Consider the following 18,047-nt stretch of genomic DNA (forward strand, 5'->3'; position numbering starts at 1 on the left):
CGCTCAGGGGGCGCCCACCCACTCGCTGCGGCCGTCCTCGAAGTCCTGCTGCTTCCAGATGGGCACCTGGGCCTTGAGGTCGTCGATCAGGCGGCGGCAGGCCTCGAAGGCCTCCTGCCGGTGCGCGGCAGCCGCGGCCACGACCACCGCGACGTCGCCGATCTCCAACTGGCCGACCCGGTGCGTCGCGGCCATCCGCACCACGGGGCGGCCCGGGACGCAGGTGTCGCTGAGGACCTTCTCCATGACGACGCGCAGCTGGGCCTCCACCGTCGGGTGGGCGGAGTAGGCCAGGCGGGCGACGTCACGGCCGTGGTCGTGGTCGCGCACGGTGCCGACGAAGACCGCGGTGCCGCCCGCGCGCGGGTCGGAGACCGCGGCCAGGACCTCGTCCACCGACAGGGGGGTGTCGCGTACTGACGCGAGAGTGATCTCTTCCACGTCATGACCGTATCAACCGGGTGTTCCCCCATGTGGGGACACGGGTGCGCGTTCCGACGCACGCGCAGGTGCTCCGGAGACTGCCGGGTTTCGGCGGATCCGCGCCTCACGCCCCCTTGCGCCTGCGCAGGTGGCGGATGGCGGCGGCGGTGCCGATGGCCGCCGCGGCGGCGCCTGCGGCGCCCGCAGCGGTGATGGTGACCTCCTTGCGGCCCAGGCTGCGGCCGACCAGGGCGGGCCTGCCGCTGCGCGACTCCAGGAGGGCGGACAGGGCGGACTCGTTGTCGTGGGCGGGCTTCCACCCGGCCTCACGAAGCACCGCGCAGTCCACCACGCACGGGTAGACGAGGAACTTCAGCTCACCCTCGGCCGCCGGGGTGATCCGGGCCTGGTGGAGGCGGCGGACGGCGCCGAAGGCCAGGTTGGCGGGCACCTCGAAGTGCTTCATCCCGGCGACGGACTCCACCTCGTCCTGGGTGAGGGATCCCTCGCTGGCCACGGCGACCACGCCCTCGGGCCCGTCCACCCCGTGCAGGGCGCAGAAGGCCAGGGCGCTGGCCAGGTCGTCCTCGTGGCAGAACTGCCAGTGCTGTTCGTGCCCCTTGACGGTGAGCAGGCGCGGGGCGGAGAAGTGGCGGCTGAGGAGGGTGTCGAGTCCGGGCCCCACGAGCGGGGCGGGGCGCACGACGGTGACGGTGAGGCTGGGGTGGGCCCGGCGGGCGCGTTCGGCGAGGGCCTCGATCTCGGCGAAGTCGCCCATGAGCCCCTCGCCGTTGTCGGACACGCGCGGCGCGTTCTCCGCCAGGGGCACGGGGCTGTCGGGGGCGGCGCCGTAGACCACGGTGCTGGTGACCAGGATGACGCGGGGGACCCCCGAGGCCGCGGCGGCGGTCAGGACCGTCTGCGCCGCGCGGATGTTGTGCGCGCGGCGCCGCGCGGGCCGGGTCTCCAGGGAGCGGTCGTCGGCGGTGTGCACGAGCACGTCGACCCCGCCGAGCCGGGAGACCAGCCCGGGGTCGCACACGTCGGCGACGCGCCAGGTGACGCCGCGCAGGTCGGCGAGTTCGGCGTCGATGGCGACGACCTCGCGCAAACGCGCGGAACTCTCCGGCGCGGCCAGGCGTTGCACGAGGAGCCGGCCCACCCCGGAGGCGGCACCGGTGACAGCGACCACCGTGCCCGCTTCCTCGGAGGGGCTGTGCTCTGGGCGAACCTGGCTGCTTTCGGTATTCACTCCGGGCGACTCCCAGCTAACGTGACAGTGGAGACCAAACCTAATCCTGCCTGAGGTCTGATTGTGAGCGACCTGCCATTCGGTTTCAGCATGCCGAACGATCCCGATGACGAGTCCGGACGCCCTTCTGGCGACTCCGGCTCGGGTGCCGGCAGCGGCGGCCCGGGCGGAGGAGGATCCGGAACGCCGGACGGCTTCCCGTTCGGCGACCCGCAGCAGATGGCCAACATGCTGCGCCAGTTCGCCGACATGATGTCGGCCCAACCCGGTCCCGGCCCCGGCCCCGGCGGCGACCAGAAGTCGTCGTCCGGTGTGAACTGGGACATGGCCAAGGACGTCGCGCGCCAGACGGTCGCCCAGGAGGGCGACCCGAGCGTTCCGGCATCCGACTACGCCAGGGTCGAGGAGGCCCTTCGCCTGGCCGACCTGTGGCTCGACCAGGCTACCGACCTGCCGTCGGGCGTCCACACCACCCAGGCCTGGAGCCGGTCGGAGTGGATCGAGCGGACGATGGACTCGTGGGTGCAGCTGTGCGACCCGCTGACCAGCAAGACCGTCCGGTCGATGGGGCAGAACCTGCCCGAGGAGATGCGGTCCGTGGCCGGTCCGCTGCTGGGCATGATCCAGCAGATGGGCAGCATGATGGTCGGCCGCCAGGCCGGCCAGGCCGTGGGCGAGCTGTCCCGCGAGGTGGTCGGCACAGCCGACATCGGGCTGCCCCTGGCCGGTGAGGGCCGTGCGGCGCTGCTGCCCTCCGGTGTGGCGCGCTTCAGCGAGGGCCTGGAGGTCCCCGAGGAGGAGGTGCGCCTGTACCTGGCCGCCCGCGAGGCCGCCGTGCACCGGCTGTACTCGCACGTGCCGTGGCTGCGCTCGCACGTGTCCCGGCTGGTCAACGAGTACGCGGACGGGATGTCCTTCGACATCAGCGGTCTGGAGGACCGGCTCGGTGAGATCGACCTCACCAACCCCGAGGCGCTCCAGGAGGCCCTGGGCGGCGTCGGCGGCGAGGGGCTGTTCCAGCCCGAGGACACCCCGCAGCAGAAGGCGGCGCTGGCCCGGTTGGAGACCACCCTGGCGCTGATCGAGGGCTGGGTGGCCACCGTGGTCTCGTCCGCGGTGTCCGGCCGTCTGCCGCAGGCGGACGCCCTGGCCGAGGCGACCCGGCGCCGCCGGGCGACCGGCGGGCCCGCCGAGCACACCTTCGCCGCCCTGGTCGGTCTGGAGCTGCGCCCGCGCCGTCTGCGCGAGGCGTCCGCGCTGTGGTCGGCTCTGGAGGAGGCGCGAGGCGTGGAGGGCCGGGACGCGGTCTGGGAGCACCCGGACCTGATGCCCACCGGTGACGACCTGGACGATCCCGAGGGCTTCGTGCGCGGGGGCGGTGACGGGTTCGGCGACGCCGACTTCGACATCTCCTCGCTGACCGGGGACGCCCCCGGTCGCAAGGCTGGGACCGACGGGGGCGCGTCCGCGGAGGGTTCCTCCGGCGCCGACCGGGACGGGGACGGCGACGGGGACGACGACCGGGGAGAGGGCGCGTAGGTGTCGCTGCACGCGGACGCCCGGGCGGTGCTGGGCGCGTGGACCGCGCCCGACGCCCGGCAGGAGGGGCTGCGCCGCTCCTACCTGGACCACCTGGAGGCGCACGGGGACGGGATGTGGCGCTCCTGCCTGCCCGGCCACGTGACGGCCAGCACGGCGATCATCTCCGCCGACGGCTCGCGGGCGGTGCTCACCCTGCACCGGATCCACCGGATCTGGTTGCAGACCGGCGGGCACTGCGAACCGGAGGACGCCACCCTGGGCGCGGCGGCGCTGCGCGAGGCCACCGAGGAGTCGGGCATCCGGGGGCTCACCCTGCTGCCCGAGCCCGTCGGGTTGGACCGCCACGCGGTTCCCTGCGGGGGCGGCAGCTTCCACCTGGACGTGCAGTACGCGGCCCTCGCCCCCGAGGACGCGGTGCTGGTGCGCGACCCCGACGAGTCGGCCGACCTCGGCTGGTTCCCGGTGGAGGACCTGCCCGAGCCCTCCGACGAGGTGTGCCGTTCGCTGGTGCGCGCCGCCGCCGAGGCGGTGGGCCGCCACCTGCGTTCGCCGGCCCCTCATCCGGGCACGGACGGCAGGCGCTGACGCCCTTCTCCGCCGTCCCGCGGCACGCGAACGGCCCCGCCGGTCGGCGGGGCCGTCGGCTCCGGGTCAGCCGCAGTTGGTGGCGTAGCGCTCGGTGGCCTGGTTGCCGATGAGCCCCCGCCAGTCGACGCAGGAGCCGCTGGCGTACACGTACACCGGACCGGCGTAGTAGCTGTACTCGCCCGTGTCCGACACGAAGGAGCCGCCGTCCCCCGCCCGGCGCAGGCCCGCGCTCATCGGCATGGCGAAGCCGGCGCTGTCGGCGCTGCGGACGGTGACCACGCAGTTGTAGCCGTTGGAGCTGTTGTAGGTCAGGAACACGGTTCCCAGGTCGAAGCGGATCGGGGCCGAGTTGACCACCGAGTAGCCCGAGCCGCAGGCGCCGTTGTAGGCGGCGGCGCTGGCCGGAGAGGCCGTGACGACGCCCGCGGCCAGGAGCGTCAGGGTCGCGGCGGCGGTGGCCAGGGTCTTCTTGAGTGTCCTCATGGGAGGTGGGTGTCCGTTCCGGTTCGGTGGGGCCCGTGGCCCGCGTGACCGCAGAAAAATACCCTGGAACGCACGGAAAAAGGAGAGCGCTAAGGGCGGAAAAGGCCTTTTGCTCCTGTCCGCATCGGTGACGGCGCCCGCCCCTGCGGCGCGCGGCCGGACTCACTCGTCGAAGGCGACCTCTGTGGCGTCGAGCTCCTCCTCGTCCTCCCCTGCCCCGCAGGGGCGGTCGGACTCGGCTCGGGAGGCGGCGCTGAAGCCCTCCAGGTAGCCGCGGGCCCGCTCGGCCTTGGGGTAGCGGCGCACCAGGTCCCAGAACTCCCGGCCGTGGTGCGGGATGAACAGGTGCGCGAGTTCGTGGATGAGCACGTAGTCCACGACCCAGGAGGGCATTCCGGCGACGCGGCGCGAGATGCGGATCGTGCGGGTCTCGGGGGTGCACGACCCCCAGCGCGAGTTCTGGTTGTCCACCCAGCGCACGCTCTCGGGGAGTTCGGTGCCGTCCAGGTAGCGGCGGGCCAGTTCGAGCGCGCGCTCGTGGAGTTCGGCGTCACCGGGATTGCGGCGCCCCTCGCGGGCCTCGAGCCGTTGCAGCATGCGGCCCACCCAGCGCTTTTCCTCTGCGCGGGAGAACGTCGCGGGCACGAGGACGACCGTGGTGTCCCCGTCCCTGTAGGCCGACACCGTGCGTCGGCGACGAGGACTGCGTCGTACCTCGACTTTGGTGTTCGAGGGCACGAAGTTTACGGTAGCCCAGCGAAGCGCTCCAGGACAGGTGTGTCCTGTCCCGTTATGTCGCCGGTCTCGTTTCTGTCCCAACTCCCGGAGCATAACCGGAAAACACGGTACGGTAGCACATTCCGCCCTGACCAGGGTCGTTTTTCGGCCGTGTGACGGACCACGGCGGGGCCCACCGGGGCACTCCGGTGCTCTTTCGGATACACAAAAGAGACCGGACAGTGACCTCGGAGGAGCCCCGCCCGGTCCCTGGTCAGTTCAGGGCGCAGCGCATCCCGTCACGTCAACACAGACGTGACCACGCGATTTCCGTGAGCGCCTGTTCGGCACGGCGCTCCTCGCGCTGGCGGGCGCGCAGCTGGCGGGCGGTGAGCCTTCTGCCCTGCTGTTCACGCGTCTCGACGTCGGTCCGCTCGACCACACGCATGAGTTCCATCATCATCTGTCTTCGTCCTTCGTGTCCGCGGGGGTGGGGTGAGGCTGTGGCTGGAACGGTCAGGCCGCGACCGGAGCGGGGTTCTTCCGGGGGCGGCCCCTGGGGCGCTTGCGCGCCACGACCTGTCCGGAGACGAGGAGCTGCCCGCCCCAGACGCCCCAGGGCTCACCGCGCTCCAGGGCGTCGGCCAGGCACTGCTCCCGCACGGGGCACGCGCCGCAGACGGCCTTGGCCGCCTCGACGTCGGCGGGCGCCTCGGCGAAGAACAGGTCGGGCTCCAGACGGCAGGGAACTTCGGTGTCGCCCAGCCAGGGAGTTTCCAGGACCGACGCAAGCATCGGTGCCCTCCAAGATCTTTGATCGTTTCGTACAACGCGGTCGGTGACTGGTCACCGGAACCGGTCCGGTGGGGGACCTGGACTTGCGATGCCGCCGCCCTCTCCCTCGTCCCTGGGGGACGGGGAGCTGGCGAAGATACAAAGAAAGCCGCGGCCCCTGTCGGGGTCCGCGGCCACGGTCGAAACTCTCGGCCCGTCCTGCTCTAGGCCGGAATCCTCCGTGGACACTCCCCCGATGCGCCATACGGGCGCTGGGTAGCTTCTGCTGCGTGCTTCGTCTGGCGCTTGCCGCGATCAAGGGCGAGCCCGGACTCGACGGACAGACCACTGCCGTCGCCGAAGACGGTCCGCTCGACCTGGGACACCATCAGCGGGGAACGGGATCCGCGGACCCCGGCGCCGCCGTTGCCGACGGTGGTCCCGCCGTAGACGGCGAGGACATCCGTGTGACCGCCCAGGAGGTTGCCCTGAACAGCGGTCGGGGACAGCTGACGCGACGGCATGGCGAAGCCGGTGACGAAACCTGTGGTCTCCGTGATGCTGGTCATTGGATCGGGCACCTCCTTCACTGTCGGGCGACGGGATCTTGCACCCGCGCCGGGAGCGGTCATTGCGACGGGGTACACACTATGGGCTGGCGCGGAAAGAGAGCAACCTATTTTTGACCTGCGGAAACGTCCGCATCCGGTCAGGGGTTCGCGGGAATTGCGCGGCGCCCGGAGGCGTTGCCCTTTGGCATCCCCCGAGGGCTCTTCCGCCACCCGGTCCGCGAGACGACGAGGCCCCGGCCACGGTGCGCACCGTGGCCGGGGACTGTTCGCGTCCGCGGGTCCGGACGGGGCCGTTGGCGCTGTCCCGCGCCGACCGGGGGCCGGGATCCGGCCCGGGGCCCGGCGTGCGCGCGGGCGCGTGCCCGGGGCACCGCCTAGAACGGCTCCGGAAGGGTGTCGGACCAGCCCTCGGCGTCCACCACCCGGATCAGACCCTCCTGCACCACCGAGCACACGAGTTCGCCCTCGCGGGTGTAGACCAGCCCGCGCGCCAGACCGCGGGCGCCCTGGGCGCTCGGCGCCTCCTGCGCGTACAGCAGCCACTCGTCGGCGCGGAACGGCCGGTGGAACCACATCGCGTGGTCCAGGCTGGCCATGGAGATCCCCGCGAAGGAGCGGCCGTGGCGCAGCAGCACGGTGTCCAGCAGGGTCATGTCCGAGGCGTAGGTCATCAGGCACACGTGGGTGAGGCGGTCGTCGGGCAGCTTGCCGTCCACCTTGAGCCACACGGGGTTGGTGGCGGTGCGCAGCCGCGGGTCGCGCTCGGCCTCGTAGGACAGCGGCCCGACCGGGCGCAGCTCGATGGGGTGCCAGCGCACGAACCCCGGCACGCGTCCGAAGGCCTCCCGCAGTCGCTCCCGAGCGCTCGGCAGCTCCTCCGGCGGCGGGACGTCGGGCATCGGGATCCGGTGGTCCAGGCCCGGCTCCTCCTTGTGGAAGGAGGCCGACAGGGTGAAGATCGGTTTGCCGTGCTGGATGGCCACCACCCGCCGGGTGGTGAAGGAGCGGCCGTCCCGGACGCGGTCCACCTCGTAGACGATGGGCACCGAGGGGTCGCCGGGGCGTATGAAGTACGCGTGCAGGGAGTGCACGTGGCGTTCGGCGGGGACGGTGCGCCCCGCCGCGACCAGCGCCTGGCCCGCGACCTGACCGCCGAACACCCTCTGGGGACCCTCCTCGGGGCTGCTGCCCCGGAAGATGTCGTCCTCGATCCGCTCCAGGTCCAGCACGGCCAGCAGGTCGGCGAGGGACTGGCCCCGCACCTGCGCGTCGGCGTTCTCACTCATCCGCCGCTTCCTCCCCGTCGTCCTCGGCCCGGCCTTCGGCGACGTCCGCCGGGTCCGCTCCGGCCACCAGCGCCAGTACCGCCTCACCGTAGCGATCGAGCTTGACCGCGCCGACACCGGACACGGCCGCGAGCTGGGTGAGGCTGCCGGGCTCCTGCTCGGCGACGGCCTGGAGGGTGGCGTCGGTGAAGATCACGTAGGCGGGCACCTTCTGCTCCTGCGCGCACACGCGGCGCCAGTCGCGCAGCCGCTCCAACAGGGCCTCGTCGTAGCTGGAGGGGCAGTCCAGGCAGCGGCCCAGCTTGCGCTCGGCCGCGTCGGTGAGGGTGGCCGAGCACACCCGGCAGCGGGTCACGCCGCCCTTGCGGCGCTCGGCGCGCCGGGAGGCGGTGGACGGGGAGGCGGGACGCAGGCCGTCGAGGAAGCGGGAGGGCTTGCGGGTCTTCCTGCCCCCGGGCGAGCGGGCCAGGGACCACGACATCGCCAGGTGCTCGCGGGCCCGCGTGACCCCCACGTAGAACAGGCGGCGCTCCTCCTCCACCTGCTCGTCGGTCTCGGCGTAGATGATCGGCATCATGCCCTCGGTGAGGCCGACCAGGAAGACGGCGTCCCACTCCAGGCCCTTGGCCGCGTGCAGGGAGGCGATGGTGACGCCCTCGAAGCCGGGCGCGTGCTCGGTGGCCATGCGCACGTCGAGCTCGTCCACGAGGTCGGCCATGGTCACCGGCGAACCGTCGGGGCGCGGAGCGGCGGCCATGTCCTCGGCCAGCTGGGCCAGCGCGGACAGCGACTCCCAGCGTTCACGGGCCTGACGCCCCTCGGGCGCGCTCTCGGTCAGGCCGAGCTGTCCGAGGAGCTGGCGGACGGTGCGCACCAGGGGCTCGGCCTCCTCCCCCGCCGCCCCGTGCCGGGCGCCGCGCAGGGTGTGCACGGCCTGCTTTATCTCGGGACGCTCGAAGAACCGGGTGGTCCCGCGCATCGTGAACGGCACGCCCTCGTCGGTCAGCGCCTGCTCGTAGGAGGCCGACTGGCCGTTGGTGCGCACGAGCACCGCGATCTCGCTGGCCGGGGTGCCGCCCTCGAGCAGGACGCTGATCTTGCGGGCGACCCCGGTGGCCTCGGCGGGCTCGTCGTCGTACTCCTGGTACATGGGGTCGGGGCCGTCGGGGCGCTGCGCCTGGAGGGTCAGGTGCTGGGCGGAGGTCGTGCCGCGCGCGTTGGCGATGACGTGGTTGGCAACCCGCACGACCTGGGGGGTGGAGCGGTAGTCGCGGACCAGTTGGACCACGGTGGCGTGGGGGTAGCGGGTGCCGAAGCCGGTCAGGTAGCCGGGGGTGGCGCCGGCGAAGGAGTAGATGGTCTGGCTGGGGTCGCCGACCACGCACAGGTCGTCGCGGTCGCCCAGCCAGGCGTCCAGGAGCAGGCGCTGGAGCGGGTTGACGTCCTGGAACTCGTCGACGACGAAGTACCGGTACTGCTCGCGCACGCGCTGGGCGATGGCCGGGTACTCGGTGATCATTCCGGCGGTGAGTTCGAGCATGGACTCGAAGTCGAGGAGGTTGTGCTCGCGGCGCAGGTCCTCGTAGGCCTCGAAGACCCGGGCCACCTCGCCCGCGGGCATCGGCGGCTGGCGGCCCGCCTTGACCACGGCCTTGTCGTAGTCGGTGGGGCGCACCTGGGTGACCTTGGACCACTCGATCTCGCCGGCCAGGTCGCGCAGGCCGTTGCGGTCGGGCTGGAGGCCCACCGAGTGGGCGGCGCGGGAGACCACCGGGAGCTTGCTCTCGATGAGGGTGGGCTTCTCGCCGCCCACGACCTGGGGCCAGAAGAAGGAGAGCTGACGCAGGGCGGCGGCGTGGAAGGTGCGGGCCTGCACGCGGGGGGCGCCCAGGGCGCGCAGCCTGCCGCGCATCTCCCCGGCGGCGCGCGCGGTGAAGGTGACCGCGAGGACCTGCTGCTCGGCGACCACACCGCTGGAGACCGCGTACGCGATGCGGTGGGTGATGGCCCGGGTCTTGCCCGTTCCGGCACCGGCCAGGATGCACACGGGGCCGCGCAGCGCGCGTGCGGCCTGGGTCTGCTCCGGGTCCAGTCCCTCCAGGACGCGGTCGGGATCCATGGTGCTCCTGCGTAGGGTCGGGGTGGATGGGGTCCCAGTCTCTCAAGTATCGGCCGTCACGGGGAGCGGATCGGACCCCGTGCCCGCCACCGGGGCCGCGGGAGGCACATCAGACATTCCAGAACCAGTTGGTCCGGTGAGGCGTCCCACGTTGTGTCGCGCGGTCCAGGGAAGCGGTCCGGACCCCTCGGTGTTGAGATGACCGGACCGATCCATCGACCGTAGACGAAAGAAGGACGTGAGCGACATGACGAGCGCGGCGACCGAACAGTTCACGATGTACACCACCCCCTGGTGCGGGTACTGCAAACGGCTCAAGAGCCAGCTCGCCCGCGAGGGGATCACCGGTCGTGAGGTGAACATCGAGGAGCACCCGGAGGCCGCCGAACTGGTCATGGAGGCCAACAACGGCAACCAGACGGTTCCGACGCTGGTCTTCGGTGACGGCGCGGCGATGACCAACCCGTCGCTCGCTCAGGTGAAGCGGAAACTGGCCGAGCTGTCGTAGGACGGTACGCGGGCCGCGGGGCCCGCCCTCCGGGGCGGGCCCCGCGGCCCGCACCGCGGGGCCCGCCTTCGGCGGTGCACCTCCGACGGCGCTCGGGTCGCGAAGGGCTCGGACGATGACGACGGGGAGTGTGGAGTTGGAGGAGGACATGAGGCCTCATGACATTGCGGTCGCCGACACGGTGGACACCGGTGTGGTCCGCCGCACCCCGGCCGGGTGGCGGGTGGGCGGCGGTGAGGAGGTGCCCGACCTGGTGAGCGCGATGGTCCTGGCGGACCTGCTGACCGGCGAGTCGGGGGCCCGGACCCCGCGTTCCCAGGCGCCCGGCCGGGCCCCGGAGGGCGCTTCGGAGGTGGAGCGGCTGCGGCACACCATCGCGCAGCTGGAGCACGCACTGCACTCGCGCGTGGTGGTGGAGCAGGCGATCGGGGTCCTGGCGGAGCGGCACACGGTGGCGCCCCGCGAGGCCTTCGAGCGGCTGCGCTCCTCGGCGCGATCGCGCGGGCGCAAGGTGGCCGACCTGGCCCGGGACGTGGTGGAGAGCAGCACGAGCCCCCTCACCGTGCTGCCCGACGAACTGGGCGCCTCCCCCGGTTCGCGCTAGCGCGGCGACGGGCCGGGCGGGGCCCCGCGCGAAACCCCGAGACCCCGGCCCGGGCGCGGCGTCCCCGCGCCCGGCACCGACCCCGCGGGCGGCGGCTCCCGGCCGCCGCGGGAGCGGTCGGGCCGGGGTCACCAGCCGCCGGGGAGCTCCGCGCCGTACCAGTGCTCGATGAGGGTGCGTGCGATCGAGACCCGCCCCGGCAGCAGGATCTCCTGCGCGTGCACGGCCTCGGCCAGTTCGGGGCGGGTGAACCACCGGGTGACGCCGATCTCGTCGTCGGTGCGCTCGGTCTCGCCCACGGCCCGCGCTGTGTAGCCAACCATCAGGCTGCGCGGGAAGGGCCAGGGCTGCGAGGACAGGTAGCGCGGGCTCTCGACCACGATCCCCGCCTCCTCGGCGACCTCGCGGACCACGGCCTGCTCCAACGACTCCCCCGCGTCCACGAACCCGGCCAGCACCGAGAAGCGGCGGGCGTCCCAGTTGGGGTTGTTGCCGAGCAGCATCTCCTCGCGGCCGTCGCGCTCGCGGTGCACCAGCATGATCACCGCCGGGTCCATCCGGGGGTACTGCTCGGTGCCCTCCCGCTCGCACACGCGTACGTGTCCGGCCGCGGCCGTGGTGGTGTGCGAGCCGCAGCGGGGGCAGAAGCCGTGGGTGGCGTTCCAGTTCGCGAGGGCGACGGCGCGGGTCATCAGTCCGGTGTCGCGGTCGCCCAGCAGCGCGCCGATCTCGCGGAGGGAGGCCGGGGCGGTCCGTTCGGTGGCGGCGAGCTCCCGGCCGGAGCGGACCGCGAAGTAGGCGTCCCGGCCATCGGTGCCCAGCAGGTAGCGCTCGCCCTCGGGAGCCTCGCCCGGGGGAACCAGGACGAGTTCGGGGTCGTCCCCGGTGGTGATCAGGGCCCGGGACTGCTTGGCCATGACCGCCCGCCAGCCGTGGGCGACGGGGTCCCCGCCCTCCAGGACGAGCACCCGGGTGCCGGGGGCGGCCCAGGCCTCGGCCAGCCACTCCCCGTCCAGGCGCCGGTGCGCGGCGGGGTCGACGGAGAAGCGTGAGAGGGAGGGAGTCGCGTCGGCGTCCATGGGTCCTTCCGGGTCGGCGGGCCGCCTGGCGGGGCCCGTGTCCACAACGTGCATAACACCGGTCGGGGCCGCGCGCATCCTGTCGCGGCCCCCGCGCGGCGGCCCCGCGCCGGCGGGGGCGGGCCCGTGTGCGGGGAGGGCCCCGGCGCCGCGCGGTCGCGGCTCAGACGGCGCCGCCGAGTTCCTCCCACAGGTACGCGGCGCTCTCGGCGCCCTTGAGCAGCAGGGGGACCTCCACCTTCTCGTTGGGGGCGTGGATGCGGTCCTCGTCCAGACCGACGGCGAGGAAGACCAGCGGCGCCCCGAGGATGTCGGCGATGTCGGCCTCGGGGCCGCTGCCTCCCTCGCGGGTGAACAGGACCTGGGTGCCGAAGGCGCGCTCCATGGCCGAGCGGGCCGCCTTCAGCGCGGTGGAGGACAGGTCGGAGGCGCAGGCGCGCACGCCCGGCCCGCCGAACTCCGTCTCGGCTCGCAGGCCCTCGGGGACGGCGGTCTCGACGTGGGCGCGGACGCGGTCCTGCACGTGCAGCGGGTCCTGGCCGGGAACCAGGCGGAAGCTGACCTTGGCGTGCGCGGAGCGCGGGACGATGGTCTTGCCGCCCGAACCGGTGTGCCCGCCCCACATGCCGTTGATCTCGGCGGTCGGGCGCAGCCAGATCCGCTCCAGCGTGCTGTAGCCCTTCTCGCCCCAGGCGGCGGCGGAGGCGGCGGCGGCCAGCCACTCGCGCTCGTCGAACGGCAGCCGGGCGATGAGTTCGCGCTCCTCCCCGCTGGCCTCGACCACCCCGTCGTAGAAGCCGGGGACCGCCACCCGGCCGTCCTCGTCGTGCAGGCCGGACAGCAGGTCGCTCATGGCCTTGAGCGGGTTGGGCACGGCGCCGCCGAAGGAGCCGCTGTGCAGGTCGCGCTCGGGGCCGTACAGGCTGATCTCCACGTCGGTGAGGCCGCGCATGCCCACGCACATGGACGGGGTGTCGGCCGCCCACATGGTGGTGTCGGAGATGACGACGACGTCGCAGGCCAGGCGGTCGCGGTTGGCGCGCATCAGGTCGGCGAAGTGGACCGAGCCCGACTCCTCCTCGCCCTCCACGAGCAGTTTGATCGTGACGGGCGGGGAGTCGGCGCCGGAGGCGGCCAGGGCGGCGCGCACGCCGAGGGCGTGGAAGAGCACCTGCCCCTTGTCGTCGGAGGCCCCGCGCGCGAACAGGGCGGTGCCGCGCTCGGTGGGCGCGAACGGGTCGGTCTCCCACTCCTGGACCGGGTCGACGGGCTGGACGTCGTGGTGTCCGTAGACGAGCACCGTGGGGGCGTCGGGGTCGGCGGCGGGCCACTCGGCGAACACAGCGGGCAGGCCGGGGGTCTGCCACACCTCGACGGTGGGGAAGCCGGTCGCGGTGAGGTGGTCGGCGAGCCACCGGGCGGAGCGGACCACGTCGGGGTGGTGCGCGGGGTCGGCGGAGATGGAGGGGATAGCCAGCCACTCCTTGAGGGAGGAGACGAACTCGTCCCGGTGTGCCTCGATGTGGGCGCGTACGTCCATGGGACCGTCCTTGCTCGACGTCGTTGTCGGGAACGAGCCTAGGACCTGCGCGAACCGCCCCGGAACGCGGGCCGGGGGCCCCGCGCGCCCGCCGCCGGACCGGTCCCGGTCCGGTCCGGGGGCGCGGGAGCCAGGCCGCCCGGGCGGCGGAGCCCCGGGGGTCGGGGAACCCCTCGGCTCGCGGGACACTCGAAGGTGCAGGGGCGGGACGCGCCCGCCCGCCGACGAGAGGAATGCACGTGGACACCGTTCCCGCCACCGCGGTCGCCGAGAGGTTCGGCCGCCTCTTCGACGCGCTGGACACCGACCGCGACGGCGCCATCACCTGGGACGACTACCAGCGCCTGGTCGACCGCTACACGAAGGGGTACGCGCTGGACCTGAGCGACCGCCGGGCCCAGGCCGTCCACGCCTCCTACCAGATGCTCTGGCTGGAGCTGCTCCGCCACGGCTCGCCCGCGCAGGCGCGCCTGGACCGGGAGGCTTTCGTCGCGGCGATGCACGCGGCCTCCGAGGACCGGAGCCGGTTCAACATGACCGAGGGCGTGGCCGAGGCGGTCTTCGACCTCCTCGACACCGACGACGACGGGTCGATCAGCGAGGCGGAGTACGTCAGGTACGCCGAGGTCCTGGGGGCCTCCCCCGCCGACGCCCTGGAGCGGTTCAGGGCCCTGGACACCGACGGCGACGGGTTCATCGGCCGCGCGGAGTTCGTCCTGTCGGCCCGGGAGTACCTCTTCGGCGAGGACTCCGCCGCCCCGGGCGGGTTCGTCTTCGGCGTGATCTGAGCCCTCCCGCCGGTCCCGCGCGGTTCCCGCGGCGCGCCGGGCCGGCGGCCGCGACCGGCCGGGGTCGGCTGTCGGCGGCCTCGCGCCAGGCGTCGAGGTACTCGGGCGGACCGGCGCCGATGCCGTCCCAGTCGGGCTCGAAGACCTCCGCGCCCTCGGTGAGCGCCTCCGGTTCCTCGGCGCCCCGCCCTCCGCCGGGACGTCGGTGCACCGGCCCGGTGAGCTGTATCCGGACCGCGCAGTACCCGGGGACGCGCCCGTGCTCGGGGACGCCCGCGCGCACGGGGGCGCCGCTGTCCTGGGGATTCCTGGGATCGACACGCGGGTCGTCGTCCACCACACCGGTCAACGGACGGCGACCCGCGGTGGCGGCGGGCCTCTCACCCGGGTTCGGGGACGGCGTCGATGAGCGCGGCCAGCCCCTCGGCGTCGAGCAGGTCCGCGGGGCGCACGGTCAGCCCGGCCCGCACGTAGTGGAAGGCGGCGCTCACCTCCTCCAGGGCGACCCCGGCCAGGTCGGCCCAGGCCAACCGGTAGGCGGCCAGTTGCACGCCCACGGCGCGGCGCTCGGGGCCGTCGCCGGGCGGGCTCCCGGTCTTCCAGTCCACCACGTCGTAGCGGCCGGAGGCGGGGTCGTGGAAGACCGCGTCCATGCGCCCCCGCACGAGCCGGTCGCCGATGACCGTCTCGAAGGGCACCTCCACCTCGACGGGCACGCGCGAGCCCCACTCGCTCTCCTCGAACCGGCTCTGGAGGTCGGCGAGGTCCTCGTCACGGCCCGCCGTCTCGTCGGCGGCGCCGGGCAGCTCGTCCAGCAGGGCGGCGCGCTGGCCGAACCGCTGCTCCAGCCAGGCGTGGAAAGCGGTGCCCCGGCGCGTGTGCGGCGCGGGCGGCCGCGGCAGCGGCCTGCGGATCTGCCGGGCCAGGGCGGAGGGGTCGCGGGCCAGCCACACCATGGACGACACCGACAGGTGCGCGGGCAGCTCGACCTGGACCGTGCCGCCCCCGGCTCCCGCCGCCTCGGCTCGGCGGTGGGCGAGCAGCAGCTCGGTGTCGCGCTCCCAGCCGCCGATGCGGCGGCGCAGTCCGGGCGGCGGCGCGGCCTCCTCCGCCGGGTCCGCCTCCCCCGCCAGGAGGCGGGCCCGGGCGCGCTCGACCAGTTCGGCACCGGCGAGGATCTCGGCGCGGCGGTCACGCTGCCCGCCCGCGGCGGCCTCGCCTCCGGCGTCGCCGTCGGAGCTCCCCACGCTCGGCGCACCGGGGCCGGCCTCCTCCGGCGGCCACAACGCCGTGCCGTCGTCCTCCTCGTAGGGGTTCTCGTCGGGATCGGGCCGGGGCTCCCAGTGCGCGACGCCCCCGGCGCCGCCCTCGCAGGCCCGGCGGACCTCCTCCAGGAACGGGGAGGGCCCGCGCTCGCTCGCGGTGTCGGTCCCCCACCAGTGCCCGGTGCACAGCAGGGCGAAGGAGGCGCGGGTGACGGCGACGTAGGCCAGCCGCCGCTCCTCCAGCAGGTGGCGCTCCTGTTCGGCCTCCTTGAACGCCTCGATCCCCTTCTTGTCCACCGCCAGCAGTTCGGGCAGGTTCCGGCGGTCGCCGCGCAGCCGGTAGGGCAGGAGGTGCTCGCCCTTGATCCACATGTCGCCCTCGGACAGGCTCGTGGGGAACATCGGGGCGTACTTCCCGCCGCAGAGGCCCGGCACGACCACCACGGGCCACTGGAGCCCCTTGGAGGCGTGCACGGTCATGAGCTTGACCGTGTCGCTGTTGCCCACGCGCTCGCCGGGGGCCAGGCCGCTCTCCCGTTCGGACGCGGCACGCAGGTAGCTGAGGAAGCTGCCGAGCGTGGGGTCCTCGCTGCTGCCGACGAAGCGCGCCGCGTGGTCGACGAACGCGTCCAGGTCGGCGCGGGCGGACAGCGGGTCGCGGCCGCTGCGGGCGCCCACCTCGATGTCCAGGCCGAGCATGCGCTCGGTCTCGGTGACAAGGTCGGGCAGCGGCTGGCCGATGAGCTTGCGCAGGGATCGCAGCTCCTCGGCGAGGCGGCCGAGCCGCTCACGCGCCGTCTCAGAGTAGTTCTCCGCCGGACCCGGGTCGTCCAGGGCGTCCACCAGGCTGCCGCTCTCGGCGGTCAGGTCCAGGACGGTACGGCGCAGGATGTCGTCCTCGGCCTGCTCACCGGGGTCGGGTGCGGTGAGGTCGCGCCGGGTGTGGCGGGCCAGCTCGGCCGCGCGTGCGCCGAGGGCGGCCAGGTCGCGCGGACCGATCCGCCAGCGCGGCCCGGTGAGGATGCGAGCGAGCTCGTTCCCAGCGGAGGCGTCGTGGATTACGCGCAGTGTGGCGATGATGTCGCGGACCTCGGGCACCGTCATGAGCCCGCCCAGGCCGACGACCTCCACCGGGATGTCCAGCGCCTCCAGTGCCTCCCGGACCGCCGGGAACTGCGAGCGCTTGCGGCACAGCACGGCGACGTCACCGGGGCTGATCCCGCCGTCCGCGGCCCCGCCCGACTCCCCCGGGGGCCAGGGCAGCCCGTCGGGGGCGGTCGTGGCGCTGCCCGCCCGGCCGGGGGCGGCGCGCAGGTAGCCGGCGACCTGCCCGGCGATCCACTCGGCCTCGTCCCGCTGTCCGGCGAACAGCCCGGTCCGAACGTCGCCGCGGCCCCGCCTGGCCGGTCCCGGGTACAGGACGGGCACCTCGGCGCTCTCGGCGCGCAGGGGCTCGGAGATGTGCTTGGCCACCTCCAGGACGCGCTCACCGTTGCGGAAGCTGGTTGCCAGGCGGCGCACGGACGCGGCCCGGCCCGGTGCGGCCGGGAAGTCGTTGGGGAAATTGGCGAGGTTGGCGGCGATGGCCCCGCGCCAGCCGTAGATGGACTGGCAGGGGTCCCCGACGGCGGTCACCGCGTGGCCCTCGCCGAACAGGGCGCGCAGCAGCACGAGCTGGGCGTGGCTGGTGTCCTGGTACTCGTCCAGCAGCACCACGCGGAACCGGCCCCGCTCGACGAGGCCGACCTCCGGATGGTTCTGGGCGATGCGCGCCGCCAGGGACACCTGGTCGCCGAAGTCCATGGCCTCGCGCGCGTGCTTGGCGTGCTCGTAGCGCTCCACCAGCGGCAGGAGCTGTTCACGGCGAAGCTGGGCGTTGAGCAGGTTGCGGGTGGGCACCGCGGGCTTGCGCGGCAGGGCCTCGACGGCCGCGCGCAGCCACCGGCCGATGCCGCGCACCTGCTCGGTGGTGGCGAGGTGGTCGGCGATCTGCCCGGACAGTTCCAGGACCCGGCGGGTGACGGTGTCGGCCCCGACGGTGATGAGGTCCATGGGCCCGTCGTACTCGCCGACGATCCGGGAGGCGATCTGCCAGGCCTGCCCCTCGCTGAGCAGGCGGGTGCTGGGCTCGACGGCCTCGCGCAGGGCGTGGTCGGAGACGATGCGGCCGGCGTAGGCGTTGTAGGTGGACACGGTGGGTTCGCCGTCGAGCAGCTCCTCGGGCAGCTGCTCGGCGTCGCGCAGCTGCTCCAGGCGTTTGCGCACGCGCTCGCCCAGCTCGGCGGTGGCCTTGCGGGTGAAGGTCAGGCCGAGGACCTGCTCGGGGCGCACGTGGCCGTTGGCGACCAGCCACACCACGCGCGAGGCCATGGTCTCGCTCTTGCCCGACCCGGCGCCCGCGATGACCACGCCGGGCTCCAGCGGGGCGCTGATGACCTCGGACTGCTCGGCGGTGGGCTCTGGCTGGCCGAGGAGGCGGGCCAGTTCCGGGGGCGAGAAGCGGGGGC

The 18,047-nt window shown here is 73.7% G+C and carries 17 protein-coding genes; 5 read left to right on the plus strand and 12 right to left on the minus strand.

What is annotated here, in order from left to right; all coding sequences use genetic code 11:
• Nucleotides 1–3: 3 nt before the first annotated feature.
• The gene (locus ABD54_RS00420) at nt 4–441 is read right to left on the minus strand and encodes a molybdenum cofactor biosynthesis protein MoaE (RefSeq protein ID WP_047867411.1); all 438 of its coding nucleotides are present in this window, start codon (nt 439–441) and stop codon (nt 4–6) included.
• Between the two features lie 106 nt (nt 442–547).
• Nucleotides 548–1,615 (minus strand): NAD-dependent epimerase/dehydratase family protein, encoded by a 1,068-nt coding sequence (locus ABD54_RS00425; protein ID WP_047867412.1) that lies wholly within the window; start codon nt 1,613–1,615, stop codon nt 548–550.
• Between the two features lie 123 nt (nt 1,616–1,738).
• Here ABD54_RS00425 and ABD54_RS00430 point away from each other — a divergent pair, with 123 nt between their 5' ends.
• Together ABD54_RS00430 and ABD54_RS00435 are read left to right on the plus strand one after the other, a co-directional pair.
• Nucleotides 1,739–3,214 (plus strand): zinc-dependent metalloprotease, encoded by a 1,476-nt coding sequence (locus ABD54_RS00430; protein ID WP_047867413.1) that lies wholly within the window; start codon nt 1,739–1,741, stop codon nt 3,212–3,214.
• The gene (locus tag ABD54_RS00435) at nt 3,215–3,802 is read left to right on the plus strand and encodes an NUDIX hydrolase (RefSeq protein ID WP_047867414.1); all 588 of its coding nucleotides are present in this window, start codon (nt 3,215–3,217) and stop codon (nt 3,800–3,802) included.
• A 66-nt stretch (nt 3,803–3,868) separates the two neighbouring features.
• Here ABD54_RS00435 and ABD54_RS00440 read toward each other — a convergent pair whose 3' ends face one another.
• The 7 genes from ABD54_RS00440 to ABD54_RS00465 all read right to left on the minus strand — a co-directional run bounded on the left by ABD54_RS00440 (nt 3,869) and on the right by ABD54_RS00465 (nt 9,756).
• A complete protein-coding gene (locus ABD54_RS00440; RefSeq protein ID WP_047867415.1) occupies nt 3,869–4,288 on the minus strand; it encodes a hypothetical protein in 420 nt (139 codons plus the stop codon).
• Between the two features lie 162 nt (nt 4,289–4,450).
• On the minus strand, nt 4,451–5,026 hold the full coding sequence (locus ABD54_RS00445) for a M48 family metallopeptidase (protein WP_047867416.1): 576 nt from the start codon (nt 5,024–5,026) through the stop codon (nt 4,451–4,453).
• Between the two features lie 283 nt (nt 5,027–5,309).
• Entirely contained in the window at nt 5,310–5,468 is a 159-nt protein-coding gene (locus ABD54_RS28470; RefSeq protein WP_200904007.1) for a hypothetical protein, read from the minus strand.
• 53 nt (nt 5,469–5,521) lie between these two features.
• A complete protein-coding gene (locus tag ABD54_RS00450; protein WP_013154809.1) occupies nt 5,522–5,800 on the minus strand; it encodes a WhiB family transcriptional regulator in 279 nt (92 codons plus the stop codon).
• 203 nt (nt 5,801–6,003) lie between these two features.
• Nucleotides 6,004–6,348, minus strand: a complete 345-nt coding sequence (locus ABD54_RS00455) for a hypothetical protein (RefSeq protein WP_047867417.1) — start codon at nt 6,346–6,348, stop codon at nt 6,004–6,006.
• Between the two features lie 377 nt (nt 6,349–6,725).
• Nucleotides 6,726–7,637: an acyl-CoA thioesterase II gene (gene tesB, locus ABD54_RS00460; protein ID WP_047867418.1), complete on the minus strand. Its 912-nt coding sequence runs from the start codon at nt 7,635–7,637 to the stop codon at nt 6,726–6,728.
• Nucleotides 7,630–9,756, minus strand: a complete 2,127-nt coding sequence (locus ABD54_RS00465) for an ATP-dependent DNA helicase UvrD2 (protein ID WP_047867419.1) — start codon at nt 9,754–9,756, stop codon at nt 7,630–7,632. The genes tesB and ABD54_RS00465 overlap by 8 nt, the downstream gene beginning before the upstream one ends.
• Before the next feature lie 247 nt (nt 9,757–10,003).
• Between ABD54_RS00465 and ABD54_RS00470 the strand changes: the two genes are divergently transcribed.
• On the plus strand, nt 10,004–10,264 hold the full coding sequence (locus tag ABD54_RS00470) for a mycoredoxin (RefSeq protein WP_047867430.1): 261 nt from the start codon (nt 10,004–10,006) through the stop codon (nt 10,262–10,264).
• Nucleotides 10,265–10,412: 148 nt separating this feature from the next.
• A complete protein-coding gene (locus tag ABD54_RS00475) occupies nt 10,413–10,868 on the plus strand; it encodes an ANTAR domain-containing protein (RefSeq protein ID WP_200904008.1) in 456 nt (151 codons plus the stop codon).
• Between the two features lie 128 nt (nt 10,869–10,996).
• On the opposite strand, the gene nudC is transcribed toward ABD54_RS00475, so the two are convergent.
• Together nudC and ABD54_RS00485 are read right to left on the minus strand one after the other, a co-directional pair.
• Nucleotides 10,997–11,947 (minus strand): NAD(+) diphosphatase, encoded by a 951-nt coding sequence (gene nudC / locus ABD54_RS00480; protein WP_047867421.1) that lies wholly within the window; start codon nt 11,945–11,947, stop codon nt 10,997–10,999.
• A 163-nt stretch (nt 11,948–12,110) separates the two neighbouring features.
• Nucleotides 12,111–13,487 carry a dipeptidase gene (locus ABD54_RS00485; RefSeq protein WP_047867422.1) on the minus strand — a complete coding sequence of 459 codons (1,377 nt, stop codon included), beginning with the start codon at nt 13,485–13,487 and terminating at the stop codon, nt 12,111–12,113.
• A 233-nt stretch (nt 13,488–13,720) separates the two neighbouring features.
• Between ABD54_RS00485 and ABD54_RS00490 the strand changes: the two genes are divergently transcribed.
• Nucleotides 13,721–14,275 (plus strand): EF-hand domain-containing protein, encoded by a 555-nt coding sequence (locus ABD54_RS00490; RefSeq protein WP_047867423.1) that lies wholly within the window; start codon nt 13,721–13,723, stop codon nt 14,273–14,275.
• A gap of 380 nt (nt 14,276–14,655) precedes the next feature.
• On the opposite strand, the gene ABD54_RS00495 is transcribed toward ABD54_RS00490, so the two are convergent.
• A partial coding sequence (locus ABD54_RS00495) for an ATP-dependent helicase (protein WP_047867424.1) occupies nt 14,656–18,047 on the minus strand: 3,392 nt, incomplete at its 5' end.

This window comes from Nocardiopsis sp. RV163 (genome assembly GCF_001029525.1).
GTDB classification, from domain to species: domain Bacteria; phylum Actinomycetota; class Actinomycetes; order Streptosporangiales; family Streptosporangiaceae; genus Nocardiopsis; species Nocardiopsis dassonvillei.

Excerpts from the sequence above, each read along its gene's own strand:
- ABD54_RS00450 (WP_013154809.1), bottom strand. The coding sequence starts at position 5,800 with ATGCTTGCGTCGGTCCTGGAAACTCCCTGGCTGGGCGACACCGAAGTT.
- ABD54_RS00440 (WP_047867415.1), bottom strand. The coding sequence starts at position 4,288 with ATGAGGACACTCAAGAAGACCCTGGCCACCGCCGCCGCGACCCTGACG.
- ABD54_RS00490 (WP_047867423.1), top strand. The coding sequence starts at position 13,721 with ATGCACGTGGACACCGTTCCCGCCACCGCGGTCGCCGAGAGGTTCGGC.
- ABD54_RS00470 (WP_047867430.1), top strand. The coding sequence starts at position 10,004 with ATGACGAGCGCGGCGACCGAACAGTTCACGATGTACACCACCCCCTGG.
- ABD54_RS00455 (WP_047867417.1), bottom strand. The coding sequence starts at position 6,348 with ATGACCAGCATCACGGAGACCACAGGTTTCGTCACCGGCTTCGCCATG.
- ABD54_RS00465 (WP_047867419.1), bottom strand. The coding sequence starts at position 9,756 with ATGGATCCCGACCGCGTCCTGGAGGGACTGGACCCGGAGCAGACCCAG.
- ABD54_RS28470 (WP_200904007.1), bottom strand. The coding sequence starts at position 5,468 with ATGATGATGGAACTCATGCGTGTGGTCGAGCGGACCGACGTCGAGACG.
- ABD54_RS00475 (WP_200904008.1), top strand. The coding sequence starts at position 10,413 with ATGAGGCCTCATGACATTGCGGTCGCCGACACGGTGGACACCGGTGTG.
- tesB (WP_047867418.1), bottom strand. The coding sequence starts at position 7,637 with ATGAGTGAGAACGCCGACGCGCAGGTGCGGGGCCAGTCCCTCGCCGAC.
- nudC (WP_047867421.1), bottom strand. The coding sequence starts at position 11,947 with ATGGACGCCGACGCGACTCCCTCCCTCTCACGCTTCTCCGTCGACCCC.
- ABD54_RS00485 (WP_047867422.1), bottom strand. The coding sequence starts at position 13,487 with ATGGACGTACGCGCCCACATCGAGGCACACCGGGACGAGTTCGTCTCC.